The following is a 14,537-nucleotide window of genomic DNA, read 5'->3' as shown; positions in this document are numbered from 1 at the left end:
GCAAACAGATCAACGAACAGCGCATGGTCAGTAAATATCTGAGATAAACGCGTTCAAACCATTGTTGACAGAACCGTGCCAGGATAAATTTTCCCTCTATTCCTCTAATTTACCCATCCTTTACCGGTTTTAATATCTTTAAAGCGAAAAAGCTTCTCTGAGTTCTTCTCGATCCTTCTTGAGGAGAGAACGCACAACATGCTTTCCTACTCAAGGAGATTCTCAAGAGAAACTTTCTCCTCCTTAGCTGTTATTACTGCATGCAGATCTATGAAAGGATGAAACGATATGACAGGACGTAGAAGTCCCGAGAGATTTACTGAGCAGACTTCCTCGCCTGGACACTCAGATGCCGGAACGGATACCCAATTTTTTGACGTGGCACGAGGAATAGTTACTCCTCATAAGCAAGGCAAGAATAGTCTTGATCTCATTAAACAAATGACTCAGCCCCAAGAGGTGAAACGGGATATCACGTTTGGGCATGATCTCATCCGAACAGAGGCGGCGGCCGCTCAAGCGCAATTAGCCGAGGAGGAATCAGCACAAGGAGAAGAACTAGATAAAAAGAAAGGGAAAAGACCAATGAAGGCAGCGGAAACGGGACCAGAGGCAAAGAGAACAAAGCCTGAGCAATCCGCTGATAACCAGGGAGATGCTTCGCGTAGTAATGAAACAAGGGACATAACATTAAAAGAGATGGAACAGATAATATCTCAGGCTGATTATAATATAAAAGGTAGTAGGCTATTAGAAAATTATTATATGCAACTTGACACATGGATTAATAATAATCAACATATAAATACAACACAAGAATATAAAAAAGTTAGGGAGGTGTGGCAAAAAACAAACACAGCAATTAAAGATCGAACGACAGATTTTTTGCGAGAAACGATGCAGGGCTTAGATAACGCTTCTCGTGCGCAGTTGGAAGCCGAGTTCGAGAGACTTCAAACATGGCTTAATAAACACCAACCACGCCGTGAAACAGCGATATATCAACTAAACGAGGATCTCAAGAAACTGATAGAAGGCAGGATAAATATAAAAAAGTTGGAAGAGCAGCTCGCTAAGTACCCTCAACAATAAGACTCATCACCAGCATTTACGCGAGCAAAAGAAAAATTTGGCTGAATGGTTTGAAAAGCAGGAACCCCATCCCACCTGACGATGGAGTTCCCTCTCAGGCTGTCTTTCTGGTTAGATTATAGCCGCTTAAAGGCAGCTTCACCCTTCATCATCGAGAGCAGCAACCGCAACAGGCGATCTCTGATGTGTGGATACTGTTGAATGACATCGTACAGTTGGGCAGCTTCCACCTCACGTCCCAGGATCAACAGGGCAAGATATTTGTTAATATAGACGCCTGGATCATTGGTGGCCGCGTTTGGATCAAGTTGAGCCGCCCGGTCGCAGGCGGTTATAACCTCTTCATAGCGCCGCATATGCATCAGGGCCGCGCTCTTATTGACATAGGTAATGGCGTCATCAGGATTGATCTTGATCGCCTGTTCGCAGGCCACCAGCGCCTCTTCGTAGCGCTGCAACGGTAGCAAGATCATGGCCTTATTACTATAAGCAATCGCGTCATCGGGATCGCGACTTATCACCTGCTCAAGCTGCTCCAACGCCTCTTCATATTTGTTCTCAGCCAACAGCTTTGCCGCAGCTTCATAATACACTCGTGTCTCTTCAGAGTTACCGCTCATCGGTATCTACCTTTCCTGCAACAAAACCCCGCAATAGCATATTTTCACCCTCTTACCGGTTCTTTGCATTATAACCCTCGTCTATCGACACAAAAAAGTGGTCATTGCTCGTATTAATATATTCCAGAAAAGCCATCCTGCACAATATTCTCGTGCAAATTAGGCTAAATAGATAGCATCATGGGGGTATAGAAAACTAGTGTTTGAAAATAGAGCGTTTTCTTGATGTTTCTAACGTTTTATGGCAAGGTTTTGAACCTAAAAACCACCCTTGTAGCTTTCACTGCTCGGATGGTTTTCTAGAGTTCATGAGTCTGTCGTTTTCTCTAAAGATTTTTATTAGATGTGTGAATTTGAGGCGCTATTGATGGCGGCCATTGGAGGTCCGGCGGCAAATGCTCCTATGTATTCTCAAGGGGGATGCCGAGCGCCACGTCCAGCTAGAAGCGCTGATTGACACCCTTCCCCCTAAGTGGCGTACCGTTGTTCGTCTCCATCTTGGGTTCGATGGGCAAGCTCTCTCGTTTCAGGACATTCGGAAGCAACTGGGACTACGTGGCAGAAGTACTGCTAGTACCAGATACACCCTCGCCATGCGGTAGAGGGTGGGAAAAGGGTTGTCCCCCTGGTAGTCCATCCGGTGAGGTTAGTCGTTGATCCCCTCACGAAACCAAAAAGAGAAGTCCTAGCTTGCAATACAACGTAATAAAATGCTAGAGATCGCTATACTTTTTGGAACTATTTCAAGCTTGACATGCTCTTCACCTGACTGCTAAGCTACCCCTATTCTGAAACGACAAAGGAGCATGGATGAGTACATTTATTCCAGGCATCGAACTCAATCGTCGCTTTTATGAAGAAGCGGTACGGCCCCTGCTTTCACAGCATTTCCCAGCACTTTCATACGCCGCTGCTCTGATTGGTCCGGGCAGCGATGTATTGGGCTTTGACACGGCTATGTCGATGGATCATGATTGGGGTCCGAGGCTCCTGATCTTCCTGCGTGAGCAAGATACAGCCCTGATCCCCTCGCTTGATAAAATCCTCCGCACACATCTCCCACATAGCTTTGCTGGCTTCCCGGTCAATGTTATGGAGGCCGCAGACGAACCTGGGATAACGCAAATGCAGCAGACAACGAAAGGCGAGGTCAATCATCGTATCTCGTTGCAAACGCTGCAAGGTTTTCTTCAATATCGCCTTGCTTACGGTGGCGAACAACCACCTACCGTCGCCGACTGGCTCACCTTCCCCTCTCAGGAGTTGCGCAGCCTCACAGCCGGAGTTGTTTATCATGATGAGATCGGCGAACTGACGGCCTTACGCGCCCAGCTCGCATGGTATCCCCACGATGTCTGGCTCTATCTGCTCGCCTGTGGCTGGCAGCGGATCGGACAGGAAGAACATCTGATGCCGCGCGCAGGCTTTGCGGGCGATGAACTGGGGTCGGCCCTGATCGGCTCACGGCTGGTACGCGACATCATGTTCCTCTGCTTCTTGCTGGAAAAGCACTATGCGCCCTATCCTAAATGGTTTGGCACAGCCTTCAAACAGCTTGATGGTGCCACAGCGCTTCAGCCTATCCTCTGGCGTGCAGAACGGGCTGCCAGCTGGCAAGAGCGCGAGTCGGCCCTCTGCGAAGCCTATACACAGCTTGCACACATGCATAACGCCACCGGAATCACTCACGCAATGCCAGAAACAGTATCCAGCTTTCATGATCGACCATTTCGCGTCATCCAGGGAGAGACGTTTGCCCGCGCCTTGCTTGAGCAGATTACAGACCCGAATGTGCAACGACTGAGGACACGGCCATTGATTGGTAGCATCGATCACTTTAGCGATAGCACCGATTTGCATGCAATAGGGCACTGGCGAGCAGTATTACGTGAGTTGTACGAGTAAAACAAAAGCAATAGGCTCCTGACGGTCCATCTCAATTCAATCACAAGAGAAGAGCTATTGATGTTTTATGGATAAAACATCCTGGAATATGTAGAATCTTTCTGTCCATTTCTAGATTGCAATTCATGCACAGTACTGCTATAATAGCTATAGCAGAAAAACCATTGATTGGCGCATCCGGGAAAGAGGGGCATACCGGAAAGGCAAACTGGATCTCTCCAGCAGGTTCATCTGCACTTCCCGCTGTCTTTCTCTCCCATTCCCAACCACATCCAATCGCTTTTCTTAGACCAGAACAGGAGGGAACCTTGTGGTAAAGAAAAATAGGATACTTCATCTATCTATAGCTCTGGGGCTGCTGGCGCTGAGTGGCGTAGGTCTCTATTTTGTATTTATTAGCAACGGGGTCTCAGCTCATAGCAAGAAGACGCATACCAGCACTGTTACCGTCACGCCCATCATAAATCCAAGCATACAGATGCTAAGCACGTCTTTTTCCAACGTCTCGCTCTCACGTGATGGCAAACAAACCACGCTTGAACAGATCTCACTGCAACCGGCTGGCGATGCGCAAATCCAGGTGTCAGCCATGCTTGATCTCTATATGGGGGATCGAGCTGGACGACCCGAAACGAGCAAAGGAGCACTCGGCAAGCTCATATGCAGCCTCAACCTCGATAACACTTCACTGATCAGCCTGCAAAGAGAATTTCACCGTCTGCCCGTTGATCGCATGGTGGAGTTAACGACAACTGCGCCAGTCAGCGCGGGCAATCATACTCTAGCAGTCATTTGTAAGGGCTGGCTCGGCGAGAAAAAGTCAAATTCGGTTATCCAGTTTAGTAGCGGCGGCATGAGCGTAGTGATTGCCTCATCTGGCACCTCGGCAGTAACGCCAACACCAACAGACACGCCGACTCCTACTCCCACGCCTACGTGGACCACAACATCGGCTCCTACTCCCACTCCAACGGGAACGGTCACACCAACTCCTACGCCGACCGGAACCGTAACGCCGACTCCTACTCCCACGCCTACCGTTACACCCACAGCGACTCCGCTGCTTACACCTACACCTTAGCGGTCGGGGAACGCATCAGGCATAAAAAGAGGATGGAATGTCGTATTTGATGCTCCATCCTCTTTTTACTTGTTGGCAAGCGTCTGAATAAAGGAGCGCAAATGGGCAACGGCACGCTCCATATGGCGAAAATCGTCGTATAATTTGCTCAACATCAACGCCCCTTCCAGAGTTGAGATGAGCAGCGTGGCGACCTCAGCGCCATCGGTTTCCGGGGACAACTCCTGTCGCTCAATGCCCCTGCTCACGATCTTTTGCACCAGCGCCATCCACGCATCCATCGAGTAGCGCACCTTCTGCTTGAGCGCAGGATACGCATCGTCGCTCTCCACTGCCGTATTTAGCATCGCGCATCCTCCCGCCACTGGGGGATCGAAAGCGACAGTTGCAAAAGCTTCAACGACTGCCTGGAGCTGATCGGTCGCAGTTCGTGGCACGCGCGAGAGAAATTCGCGCATCCGCTCTTCCATCAACTGACAGGAATATTCAAATGCCGCCTCCGCCAGCTGCTCTTTATTTTCAAAGTGGCTGTAGATGCCACCCTTTCGCAGCCCGGTCGCCTCCATAATGTCCTGAAGGCTCGTGCCGCTGAAGCCGCGCTGATTAAACAATGGCGCGGCCCGGGCAATAATATTGTGATGTGTACGTTCCCACTTCTTCATCTGACATGCGCTTCTAGAAAGAGACTTATCGGTCTCTTGATTCTAACATAGCCGCCAGACGAGCACAAGCAGGCTAATTCCAACCCACATCGTCGAGGTAAACATCAGCGCCTGTGATATTGTCGCCGGGCGAACTGAACTGGAAGCCAACGCGCTGTGCCTGACCACTAAAAGAGGATGGCAGCGTAAAGGCGACGCGGTTCCACTTGCCGGGCGTCAGAGCGACCACTTCTCCCATATGCTGCTTGCCACTCTGATCGGTTACAACGACTCGCGCGCTGAGGCTCACAGCATTGCTTGTTAGATTGATATAGCCGGCTACTGACTGTCCCGCACGTGGCGTACTGCCGGAAACATTGACAAAAACGCCCGGCGTATCGTTCTGTTGAAGCCTTGCCAGCGAGATCTGTAGCGAGCCATTACCATTTCTAGCGACCGATCCGCCACCGATGTGCGTAATACTTTTGCCATCGATCGCCCAGCGAGTACTATCACCGCTCTGCTCAAAGGTAAAGATCGCGTTTTCGTTGCCGGTCTCCTGGGCATCCGTCCCGGTCTTGTCAGTAGCGCCACTACCGTTCACTACCGCTGGAGCTTTGGCATCGGTGATAATTGTTTGATATTCCTGCTTAAAGACGTTACCTTGCGTCGAAAGCGTGCTATTTTGCTCCACCAGCGGAAAGACGGGATGCGTGGCAGCGTAGATCATCGAGGCAAAGATGCGATTGGCCGCCAATACCTGAAAGGCTTTCGTCGTCCAGGCGTTCATGAAAGCTGTATCGGTAATCTTGCCGTCGCCGAGCGTGGGATTGGGCGCATAGTTCCACTCAGTAATCATAATCGGCAACTCGCTACCGACTGTCTCCTTCATCATGGCGCGTGCATTGCTGATGTGCTTGCTCCAATTATCGATATGCTGGAGGCATGTTTCCTTTGCCCACGATTTGTCACAGGTATATTCATGCCAGCTGATCTCGTTCGGTCGCGGGTTCGCGTTTTTCAGGAAGTACTGAATATACTCTTGATCGTACTGATAGTTGACGGGACCGATAAAGTGAGCGTTGTTGGCAATCTTTTTCAGTTGCGGCACCACGCGATTCCATGAAGCGGTGTACTTAGACGCGTTCACTCCATTGAGATCCTGCTCGTTGCCATATTCGTAGTAGACCAGGCTGTTCCCGAAAATCTTGTTCATTTCCTGAATCATCTGGGTATCATCCTGCAAAGCCGCCGGAACACGCGCATCACCATGCAAGATCACAAGCGGAGTGGCACCAAGCGCCTTAATCATACGCGCGCCCTGAAATTCTGGCTCCATTGTGCCATCGTTGCGCATGGGCATGCGAATAATGCGTACATCGATCTGCTGAAACAGTTGCCGGGTCTTTGCGGAGGTCAACGCCTGATCCTTGCTATCGTACAATTCGAGATTGGTGCCAAAGAGTAAGGGTGAAACAGGGCTGACACGCGGGGTTGCTGTAATCTGGACTGGAGGCGTGGTTGGCGTCGGCACGGTCTTCTCAACTTTCGGCGTCGGCTGGGGAGAAAGGCCATGCATCATAGCCCAGCCACCGCCACCAGCCACCGCCACCAGCATCACCACGACAATACCGACGATTAGCAACCCATTCCGTTTCGGTCGGCGTGGAGGTCGTGGCGGGCGCGGTGGCGGGAACGAGCCAGTCCCACCAAGGGGACTCGTTGGCATGCTTTCGATCTTCTCAGTACTGACGAAGCGTTGACCAGCCGTTCTATCAACCGACCTGTGTACTGCATGCTGGCTTGAACCGGTCTGTGCATAACGCAACTCCTCCGATTGAGGAAACATAGGCGCTGATGGGGTGGGATAAGTATTTGTCGCGTCCGCTATCGGCAAGCGCTCGCTATCCTGATTGCTATAAGGATATGCTCGATGAGGAGATGTAATTTGTTCGGTCGGGTCTTCCTGTGGATCATTGTTACGGCTGGGCAAGCCAAAACGGGGATTCATGCGCACTCCTCTAGTTCGCTAACAGTCTCTTTATCTACTACTCATCATAAGCTTTAGAATGTTTTCATCAAACTTCATACCTCTATACAAAGAGAGACATTGCATGCCAGTGCGGAGATGTTTGTCCTACGAAATGTAGCATTGATAGCTGCATGCAATGTGCATTACAGATATCGTTGCCAACCCAAAAATGTAACAGCCCTTTTCACATAGATATTTTTAAACCAAAGAGAGTACTAGCATAAACCGCAGGGCTTTCCAATTCTCCCATCTAGCGGGAGTGCAGAGGGCGGCAGCCCTTTGCCGGGGTGCGGGGTGTCCCCGCAAAAAACTTTTTTCTTCTCTTTTGCGCGCCGCCTGCGGCGGCGCGCGAAGGAGGGAAGGAAACTGGGGACGCCCAGGCCCCGGCAGGGAGACCCCTGCACCCCTTTGAGCGGAGAACTGGAAAGCCCTGGCATAAACCGCTTTTTGCTTGACAAGAGCGCTCTTCCCATATATACTTTATATTGTTGATCTATTAAGTCTACAATATTATTCTTTGTGGGCGAGACTGTGAAGAAGAGGACGTGAGATGAACACATATCATCAGGTCTGGCCTGACGGCAGGGACGCGGCATCGTCAGGGCAAACACGCAATTATGAAGGGATTCTGCCAGTATCACCATCCTATTTTCGGCATTCATCATTGACCACCTCACCATCCGGCCTTCGCCAAAACAGCTACTACCACTACATGTGTCTCTGTTGCTGCTAACATCACACCCCTTCTCAAGAGCGCTCATCTTTCCTGTACGCTCTCTTTCTGCTTTGCTTGAAATCAACATTACACTGTGAGAAGAAGCATGGATTCTTCCGTCAAGCATCGTTTTCTGTTGGCTCAGTAACTATCAAGGAGACACCCATTGTGAACCAGACGCTCATTTTTGCATCGTTTCTCGCCCCGACCAGATATAAGATGTGCCTGTACATGACAGAATACGTAGAGCGTACGCTTGGCATCCCGACCTTTCTTTTGAACGGTGAATCGTTTGAGGATTTTGCCAGCGGAGACGCCGATGCAGGACTCATCAGTCCACTCGCTTACGCCCAGTTGTTGAGCGAGCGCGCTTATCCGGTTGAACTGCTTGCCGTGCCTGTATTTCAGCATACGGACGAAGCGAATACTCCTCCAGGGCTGGTAAAGATCGTGGTGCGTAAAGAGAGTGAATTGCAGAGTGAGAGCGATCTGGAGCGCTGTACATGGGCATATCATGCGAGTGCAACAGCCGTAGAAGAGCCGCCTTTCTATGCACGGGAGCCACTGGCGCTTCATTGTCGCTCGATGGTGGAGGCAACTTCTCCGGCTCAGGCGTTGCGCATGGTTCTGGATGGTGCGGCAGATGCCACAGCCATTGATGCTCGCCTGTTTGCGCTTGTAAACAATAACAGCCCTCATATGTGCAACCGCTTACGGGTGCTCAACACTTGCTGCCGCACGCCGGGTCCGCTGGTTGTTGTCGCCTCGCATGTCCATCCCCGGCTCAAGCTTCAGATTCAGGAGAGCCTGGTAAGCATGCATACGCATCCACTCTTTGCGCAACAGCTTCACGAGAGGAATATTCAGCGTTTTGTGGCAGCCAGCGATGAGTATTATCAAGCGCTTCAGACCCATTGCTGGAAAAAAGAAACAGTGAGCGCGCCGATAGAGCCACGAGTTGCCCTGCGCGTCCCTGCTAGCATATAAACTGATCGATAAAAAGGAAGAAGTTATGAAGACGACATGGAAATTGATGTGCATTTTAGCTCATCCAGACGATGAATCCCTGGCACTGGGAGGCACGCTGGCCAAATATGCGGCGGAAGGGGCCGAGGCCTCGCTGGTGGTGGCAACTCGTGGAGAGCGTGGCTGGTTTAGCGATTGGAGCCAGTATCCTGGTGAGTACGCGCTGGGCAAGATGCGCGAAATGGAACTGCGCCGGGCCAGTAGCGCTCTTGGCATCGCACGCCTCGATTTTCTGGATTATATTGATGGGGATCTGGATCAGGCAGATGCGCAGGAGGTGGTCGGTAAAATCGTGCGCCTGATTCGCCAGATCCAGCCTCACGTCGTCATCACCTTTGGCCCAGAGGGACTTTACGGCCACCCCGATCATATCGCTATTTCCCAATTCACAACCACAGCCGTCATGTGCGCCTCCGATCCACAATACACTGATCCGGGGAAATTGGAGCCACATCGCGTAGCCAAGCTCTACTATCGCGTGGCACTGGAACCCTGGCTGCAACGCTATATGCCCATCTTTGGCGAGCTGGTCATGACGATTGACGGACAGGAGCAGCGCGCACATCCCTGGGCTAACTGGATCGTCACAACACGGCTGGATACCCATGCGCACTGGCAAAAGGTGTGGCGAGCGGTCCTTTGCCATCAGACGCAACTGGTCCAGGCCACGCGATTGGAAAACGTCACCGAGCAGGAGCATCACTATCTCTGGGGCAGCCAGGAGTATTATCGCGTCTTCAGCCTGGTCAACAGCGGGCGGCGCGAAGAACATGATCTGTTCGAGGGGCTGCGATCAAATGAGCAAATCGCGAATGCACAATTGGCATTGGCAACACAAAGATAATTTTGCCTCAATTATTGGCGCATCCGGGAAATATGGGGAAGAGAGGGAAAGGTTCACATCACCCGTAGCGACAAGAAGAGGCGGAGAGCGGTCGCGGGGCCCTTGTGCTTGTCGCCCTCCCCAGGCCGCTTCCTCTCTCTTCGCCCCCCACAATATCTCAAAACCCAACAGCGACAAGCACAAGGGCCCCGCCAAGACCCCCAGCCCCCCTTGTCGCTACGGGTCAACCCAACAATCACTCGACGACAACATTGAGATAAACCTCATTTACCCCGCCTGTTGCAGCAACCTCTGCGCCATGCTCTCGACGTGAGCCAGCTCACAGGCTCGCGCCTCCTCGATCACGCGCTCGATTTCTGCATAACCCTCATCGCGTCCCTGCAAAATAGCGATCTGGGCCAGGGCGAGACGACACTTGAGATTGGTCTCGGCCTCAAGATTGCTCAAAGCGAGCGCCCTCTCGACATCCTGCCGCGCATGCTGCAATAGCCTCTTCCTCACTTTCGGGAAGCGGCGCATCGTCAACGCCTGGGCCTGAGCGATGCGCAGGTTTGCCAGGGCAAGCAGAGCAGTGCCAATGCGCGGCTGATTCGACATCGCACGCGCCGTGCTAAGCGCACGGATGATACAGGTCGTCGCCTCATCAAAGCGGTTCTGGTCTTTTAACACCTGTGCCAGACGTGCATTCCACCAGCTGATGTACTCCCGGTCCTGCATACGCTCGGCAGAAACGAGGCTCTCACGATACAGCTTCTCGGCCTCCTCCAACTCCCCTGTCAACGCAGCCAGTTCCGCTCGATTGCTGGTGATAACGCCGATTAAGGGGCTGTCGCCGATTCTTTCTGCAAGGCTATAGGCACGCCGCAACGCTGCCTGAGCCTGCTCGTACTCCGCCTTCTTGATATGGACATAGCCAATATCGTGCGAGACGTGGGCGATGCGGCGTGGATGATCGGCCTGCTCGAAGATGACGAGCGCCGTATTGAGATGCTCCAGCGCCTCAGAGAGATGCCCTTCGGCCTCGGCTAGTGCTCCCAGCAGGCGATGAGCGGACCCGGGATCAACTGGATCCCCCTCCAACGTGCGCTGAATACGGGTCGTACGCAAGATCTGTAACGTGGCGCGTAGCTGAGACGAGGCTCGTGGCTGATGAGCAAACATATCCAGTGCTTCCTCTGCTGCCCAGCGTGCCTCCTGATAGCGTCCCTCCTGCCAGTAAATGCTGCCCAGTTGTTGACGCAAACGAGCCAGAGCCGGTCCCTCCTCGATGCCAGCTTCGTGCAACACCTGTTCGCCCAACTGACAGCACTCCTTCGCCTGGACATTGTTGCCCGTATAGCGCCATGTCCAGGCAATCTCGCCCCATAAAAGTGCCTGCTTCTGTATCTCATGCGGGGAAGAGGTGTAGTGTGCGCCGCGCAAGGCCAGGATAGCCGTGTAGAGGTTGCGCACTTCGGCGAATTTGCCCCGGATCATCATACATTCTGCCAGCAATTCAAGCAATTGCAGGATATGTGGATCTGCGAACACCGCCTGCCCAGCCAGCGTGGTAATCTCGGACGAGGTAGTCGCGAGGGGAAGGCCGCGCTGCTCAAGGGTGAGGCGATAATGATATTCGGCCTCTGCATAGGCAGAGAAGGTGTAGGCACGATCTCCAGCCATCTCCGCGAAACGGGCTATTACTGTTGGCTCCGCACCGCCTCTTACCTGATGATGCGCGATGGTTGCGGCAACCTCCTCCTCACGCCCTTTGTGGATCTGTTGGAGAATATTGGCAGCTCGTAGATGCAAGCGCGAACGCCGCAGAGCCGACACATTATCATACAGATGGTTGACCAGCAACGGATGCCAGAAGTGGTAGGTTACGCGCGTTCCGGTTCCCTCTTCTGTCAGCACGCCCGATTGCAACGCCTCTTCCAGCAGATCAAGTACCTTATCTTCATCAGAAATGGTATTATCAGTCTCCATCGCAGCGATCAGCGGGAACTCAAAGGAGCCACCCAGAACGGCTGCATTGCCCAGCAATTGCTGGCACGACTGGCTAAGTCTGCTCATACGATGTTGGAGCGCAGCCGCTACGCTACCGGGAAGTGCATGAGGCGTAGAGCGCGCCAACTCTTCGGCGAAGAACGGATTGCCTGCGGCCTGCTCCTGAATATACTGCACCATCGATTCGGGCAGATGAGAGACGAGACGACGAATCTCCTCCCCACTCAGCGGATTGATGGGCAGCGTTCGCACCGAATGCTCTCGCTGCATATGTGCTATCAGCGTGCGCAATGGATGCGGCGGCTGCGTTGGGAGTTCGGTGTCGCGGCAGGTGGCAAGCAACACAATGGGGTGTCCATAGAGGTGGCGGGCCAGATAGCCTAGCAACTCGCCACTGCTACCATCGGCCCATTGAATATCATCAAGCACGATCAAGAGTGGGGCGTTCTCGCTGGCACTGATGAGGAGATCGCGAATGGCTTCCCACAGACGCAATTGCTCTTGTTCAGGTGTCATCAGTGGGATCATAGGAGTCGGGAAAAGCGGTTCCAGTTCGGGCAACAATGCAACAAGTGGCTGCTGCGAAGGAACACCAGCCTCGGCCTCTCCAGCATCGCGCTTTCTTTTGCCACGCTCTCCTGACTGTCCGGCATCGGCCTGCTGCCAGAGTTGCTGAATCGCATCCTGAGTCGTGCTGACCCCTGCTGCTACTGGATAGGGCATGCGCAAGGAGGTACGCACGCCACTGCCGGTCAATGCGCGTCTGAGCACCTCGATCCAGATATGATACGGGATGCCACGCTCCTGGGGATAGATGCGGCTCCAGATCACCCACCAGCCGCGCCGCAACGCATCCCGGCTCACTTCTTCGGCGAGACGCGTCTTGCCGATACCGGCCTCGCCCAGCAAGACCGTACATTGAGGATGCCGCTGCGTATCGAGCGGAATACCGGACAAACGCCGCTGGGTCGCCAGTTGCAGTCGCATGCTCTGCTCCACATCCAGCAACATGGCACGCAAAGTCTCAAGCTCCATCTCACGACCGACCAGCGGGCTCTGATGCACACGTCCAATCTGTTGAATACCTGGAGGAGTGACCACATCTCCTACATCCAGTCCACGCGCCCGAGGAGCGATCGTGGCCTCTGTAGGTGGAGCAGTGCGCTGGCCCGGAGCATTGCGACGAATAAAGTGATCCGGCAAAGGCTTGCCAAGTTGCACCGCTTCATACAATTCGCGCGTCTCCTGCGAAGGCTGAAGCTGGTACTCGCGCTGCAAAAAATCTTCCAGACGACGATATGCTCGCAAAGCCTCTCCACGCCGCTTCTGTTGAGCGAAGACATAAATAAAGCGCTGCACTGCCGCCTCATTCGCGGGATCAGCAACAAGCAGGCGATCCAGCATTTCCAGAGCTGCGGCGGTGGCTCCACGTGCAATCGAAAGGTCAGCCAGTTCCAGCAAGAGCGTGCTATAGCTGCGGCGCAAGGTCTGGCGACGAACAACCGCCCAGCTTCCATGCCGTTCTTCTGGTAAGAAGTCGCCGCCATAGAGCGTCTCGGCCCCACGCAGCAGGCGTTCGCGACTCTGTGCGGCGACTTCTTCATCTGCGCTGTCGGGTTCGGCAATCTGTGGCCCCCACGCATATATCAGGATGGACTCAAACGCATCGGCATCAACCCAGACCTGCGACTGATCAGCCAGCACCAGCCAGTCCCCATCAATGTGCAATAAAGGCACGCGGCTCTGTGCGGAACGCGCGCGCGAACTCTTCCCTGGATTGTTGGAGACTGCACGCAAGGTATCGCGCGTTCTCGTAGGATCAAGCACCTGACGCAAATTATCCACAACGCGATTCAAGCTCTCGCTAGCGGTGTCGCTCTCGCTCTCAGGCCACAACACCTTCATCACCTGCTCACGGCTGGCCCGTCGCTGATCAGCACAGAGCAAAAATCCAAGCAATGCGCGTACATCCTGCTGTTGCCATACCATATCGGTTACGCTTTGCCACTGGCGTTGTTGGCGACGTTCGAGTCGCAGTTGCCCCAGCACAAAAATACGGATTCGGGCAGTGCTGAACTGCGATGCCAGATCGGGGAGAGTGGATGGCGGGACTCTCTCAGCGCGATTCACAGGAACACTTTCTTGCATAGCTTGCACACCTGGCGGTAGATTTTTCCCAATGTAGGTTCGTGTGGTGTGTCCGTTCACCGTCTGGTACGAGTACCAGTAAGGACCATGACCTTTGCCCTCGCGACATTTCCGACATCGCGGCTTGCCGCAATAACTGACCTGCTGATGATAGGTAATTTTGGCGTTGCCATTCATAGCCCGCACGCTCCTTTGTAGACACCGCACCAGATAACACCACGAGTAACCTTTGCCCCTGTGGATGTACCTTGATACGATGATAACACCGCACCAGATAACACCACAGATAGCTCTGTCCCTGACGCTCAAAATCTCGCCAGCCACCTGTTCGTCCGCGCACTTATCTCTCGCTCTTAAAAATAACGGTGATACGTACTGGCATTATAGTGCGTCAGTCAACACTAAAGTACCATATTATTTCGGTTTCTTCAAATTCCGCTTGCA

The 14,537-nt window shown here is 53.0% G+C and carries 10 protein-coding genes; 6 read left to right on the top strand and 4 right to left on the bottom strand.

All coding sequences use genetic code 11. The annotated features are described in order from the left end of the window. The first annotated feature begins 288 nt into the window (after positions 1-288). On the top strand, positions 289-1,092 hold the full coding sequence (locus tag K3T83_RS35300) for a hypothetical protein (RefSeq protein WP_220207601.1): 804 nt from the start codon (positions 289-291) through the stop codon (positions 1,090-1,092). A gap of 116 nt (positions 1,093-1,208) precedes the next feature. Here K3T83_RS35300 and K3T83_RS35295 read toward each other — a convergent pair whose 3' ends face one another. Beyond that, complete coding sequence (locus K3T83_RS35295) at positions 1,209-1,712, bottom strand: tetratricopeptide repeat protein (protein WP_220207600.1); 504 nt, start codon at positions 1,710-1,712, stop codon at positions 1,209-1,211. 395 nt (positions 1,713-2,107) lie between these two features. On the opposite strand from K3T83_RS35295, the gene K3T83_RS35290 reads away from it, so the two are divergent. From K3T83_RS35290 to K3T83_RS35280, 3 genes are all read left to right on the top strand, one after another. Next, complete coding sequence (locus K3T83_RS35290) at positions 2,108-2,314, top strand: RNA polymerase sigma factor (protein WP_220207599.1); 207 nt, start codon at positions 2,108-2,110, stop codon at positions 2,312-2,314. A gap of 208 nt (positions 2,315-2,522) precedes the next feature. Then, the gene (locus tag K3T83_RS35285; protein ID WP_220207598.1) at positions 2,523-3,617 is read left to right on the top strand and encodes a DUF4037 domain-containing protein; all 1,095 of its coding nucleotides are present in this window, start codon (positions 2,523-2,525) and stop codon (positions 3,615-3,617) included. A 310-nt stretch (positions 3,618-3,927) separates the two neighbouring features. Further along, positions 3,928-4,698 carry a hypothetical protein gene (locus K3T83_RS35280; protein WP_220207597.1) on the top strand — a complete coding sequence of 257 codons (771 nt, stop codon included), beginning with the start codon at positions 3,928-3,930 and terminating at the stop codon, positions 4,696-4,698. 65 nt (positions 4,699-4,763) lie between these two features. On the opposite strand, the gene K3T83_RS35275 is transcribed toward K3T83_RS35280, so the two are convergent. After that, positions 4,764-5,360: a TetR family transcriptional regulator C-terminal domain-containing protein gene (locus K3T83_RS35275; protein WP_220207596.1), complete on the bottom strand. Its 597-nt coding sequence runs from the start codon at positions 5,358-5,360 to the stop codon at positions 4,764-4,766. A 73-nt stretch (positions 5,361-5,433) separates the two neighbouring features. Then, complete coding sequence (locus K3T83_RS35270) at positions 5,434-7,350, bottom strand: hypothetical protein (RefSeq protein WP_220207595.1); 1,917 nt, start codon at positions 7,348-7,350, stop codon at positions 5,434-5,436. Between the two features lie 904 nt (positions 7,351-8,254). On the opposite strand from K3T83_RS35270, the gene K3T83_RS35265 reads away from it, so the two are divergent. Together K3T83_RS35265 and K3T83_RS35260 are read left to right on the top strand one after the other, a co-directional pair. Then, on the top strand, positions 8,255-9,073 hold the full coding sequence (locus tag K3T83_RS35265; protein WP_220207594.1) for a phosphate/phosphite/phosphonate ABC transporter substrate-binding protein: 819 nt from the start codon (positions 8,255-8,257) through the stop codon (positions 9,071-9,073). A 25-nt stretch (positions 9,074-9,098) separates the two neighbouring features. Beyond that, entirely contained in the window at positions 9,099-9,956 is an 858-nt protein-coding gene (locus K3T83_RS35260; protein ID WP_220207593.1) for a PIG-L deacetylase family protein, read from the top strand. 267 nt (positions 9,957-10,223) lie between these two features. Here the strand turns inward: K3T83_RS35260 and K3T83_RS35255 are convergent, their stop codons facing one another. After that, the gene (locus K3T83_RS35255; RefSeq protein WP_220207592.1) at positions 10,224-14,270 is read right to left on the bottom strand and encodes a DUF6788 family protein; all 4,047 of its coding nucleotides are present in this window, start codon (positions 14,268-14,270) and stop codon (positions 10,224-10,226) included. Positions 14,271-14,537 lie beyond the last annotated feature (267 nt).

The organism is Reticulibacter mediterranei, from assembly GCF_016587455.1.
This window is presented reverse-complemented; position numbering and strand designations above follow the sequence as displayed.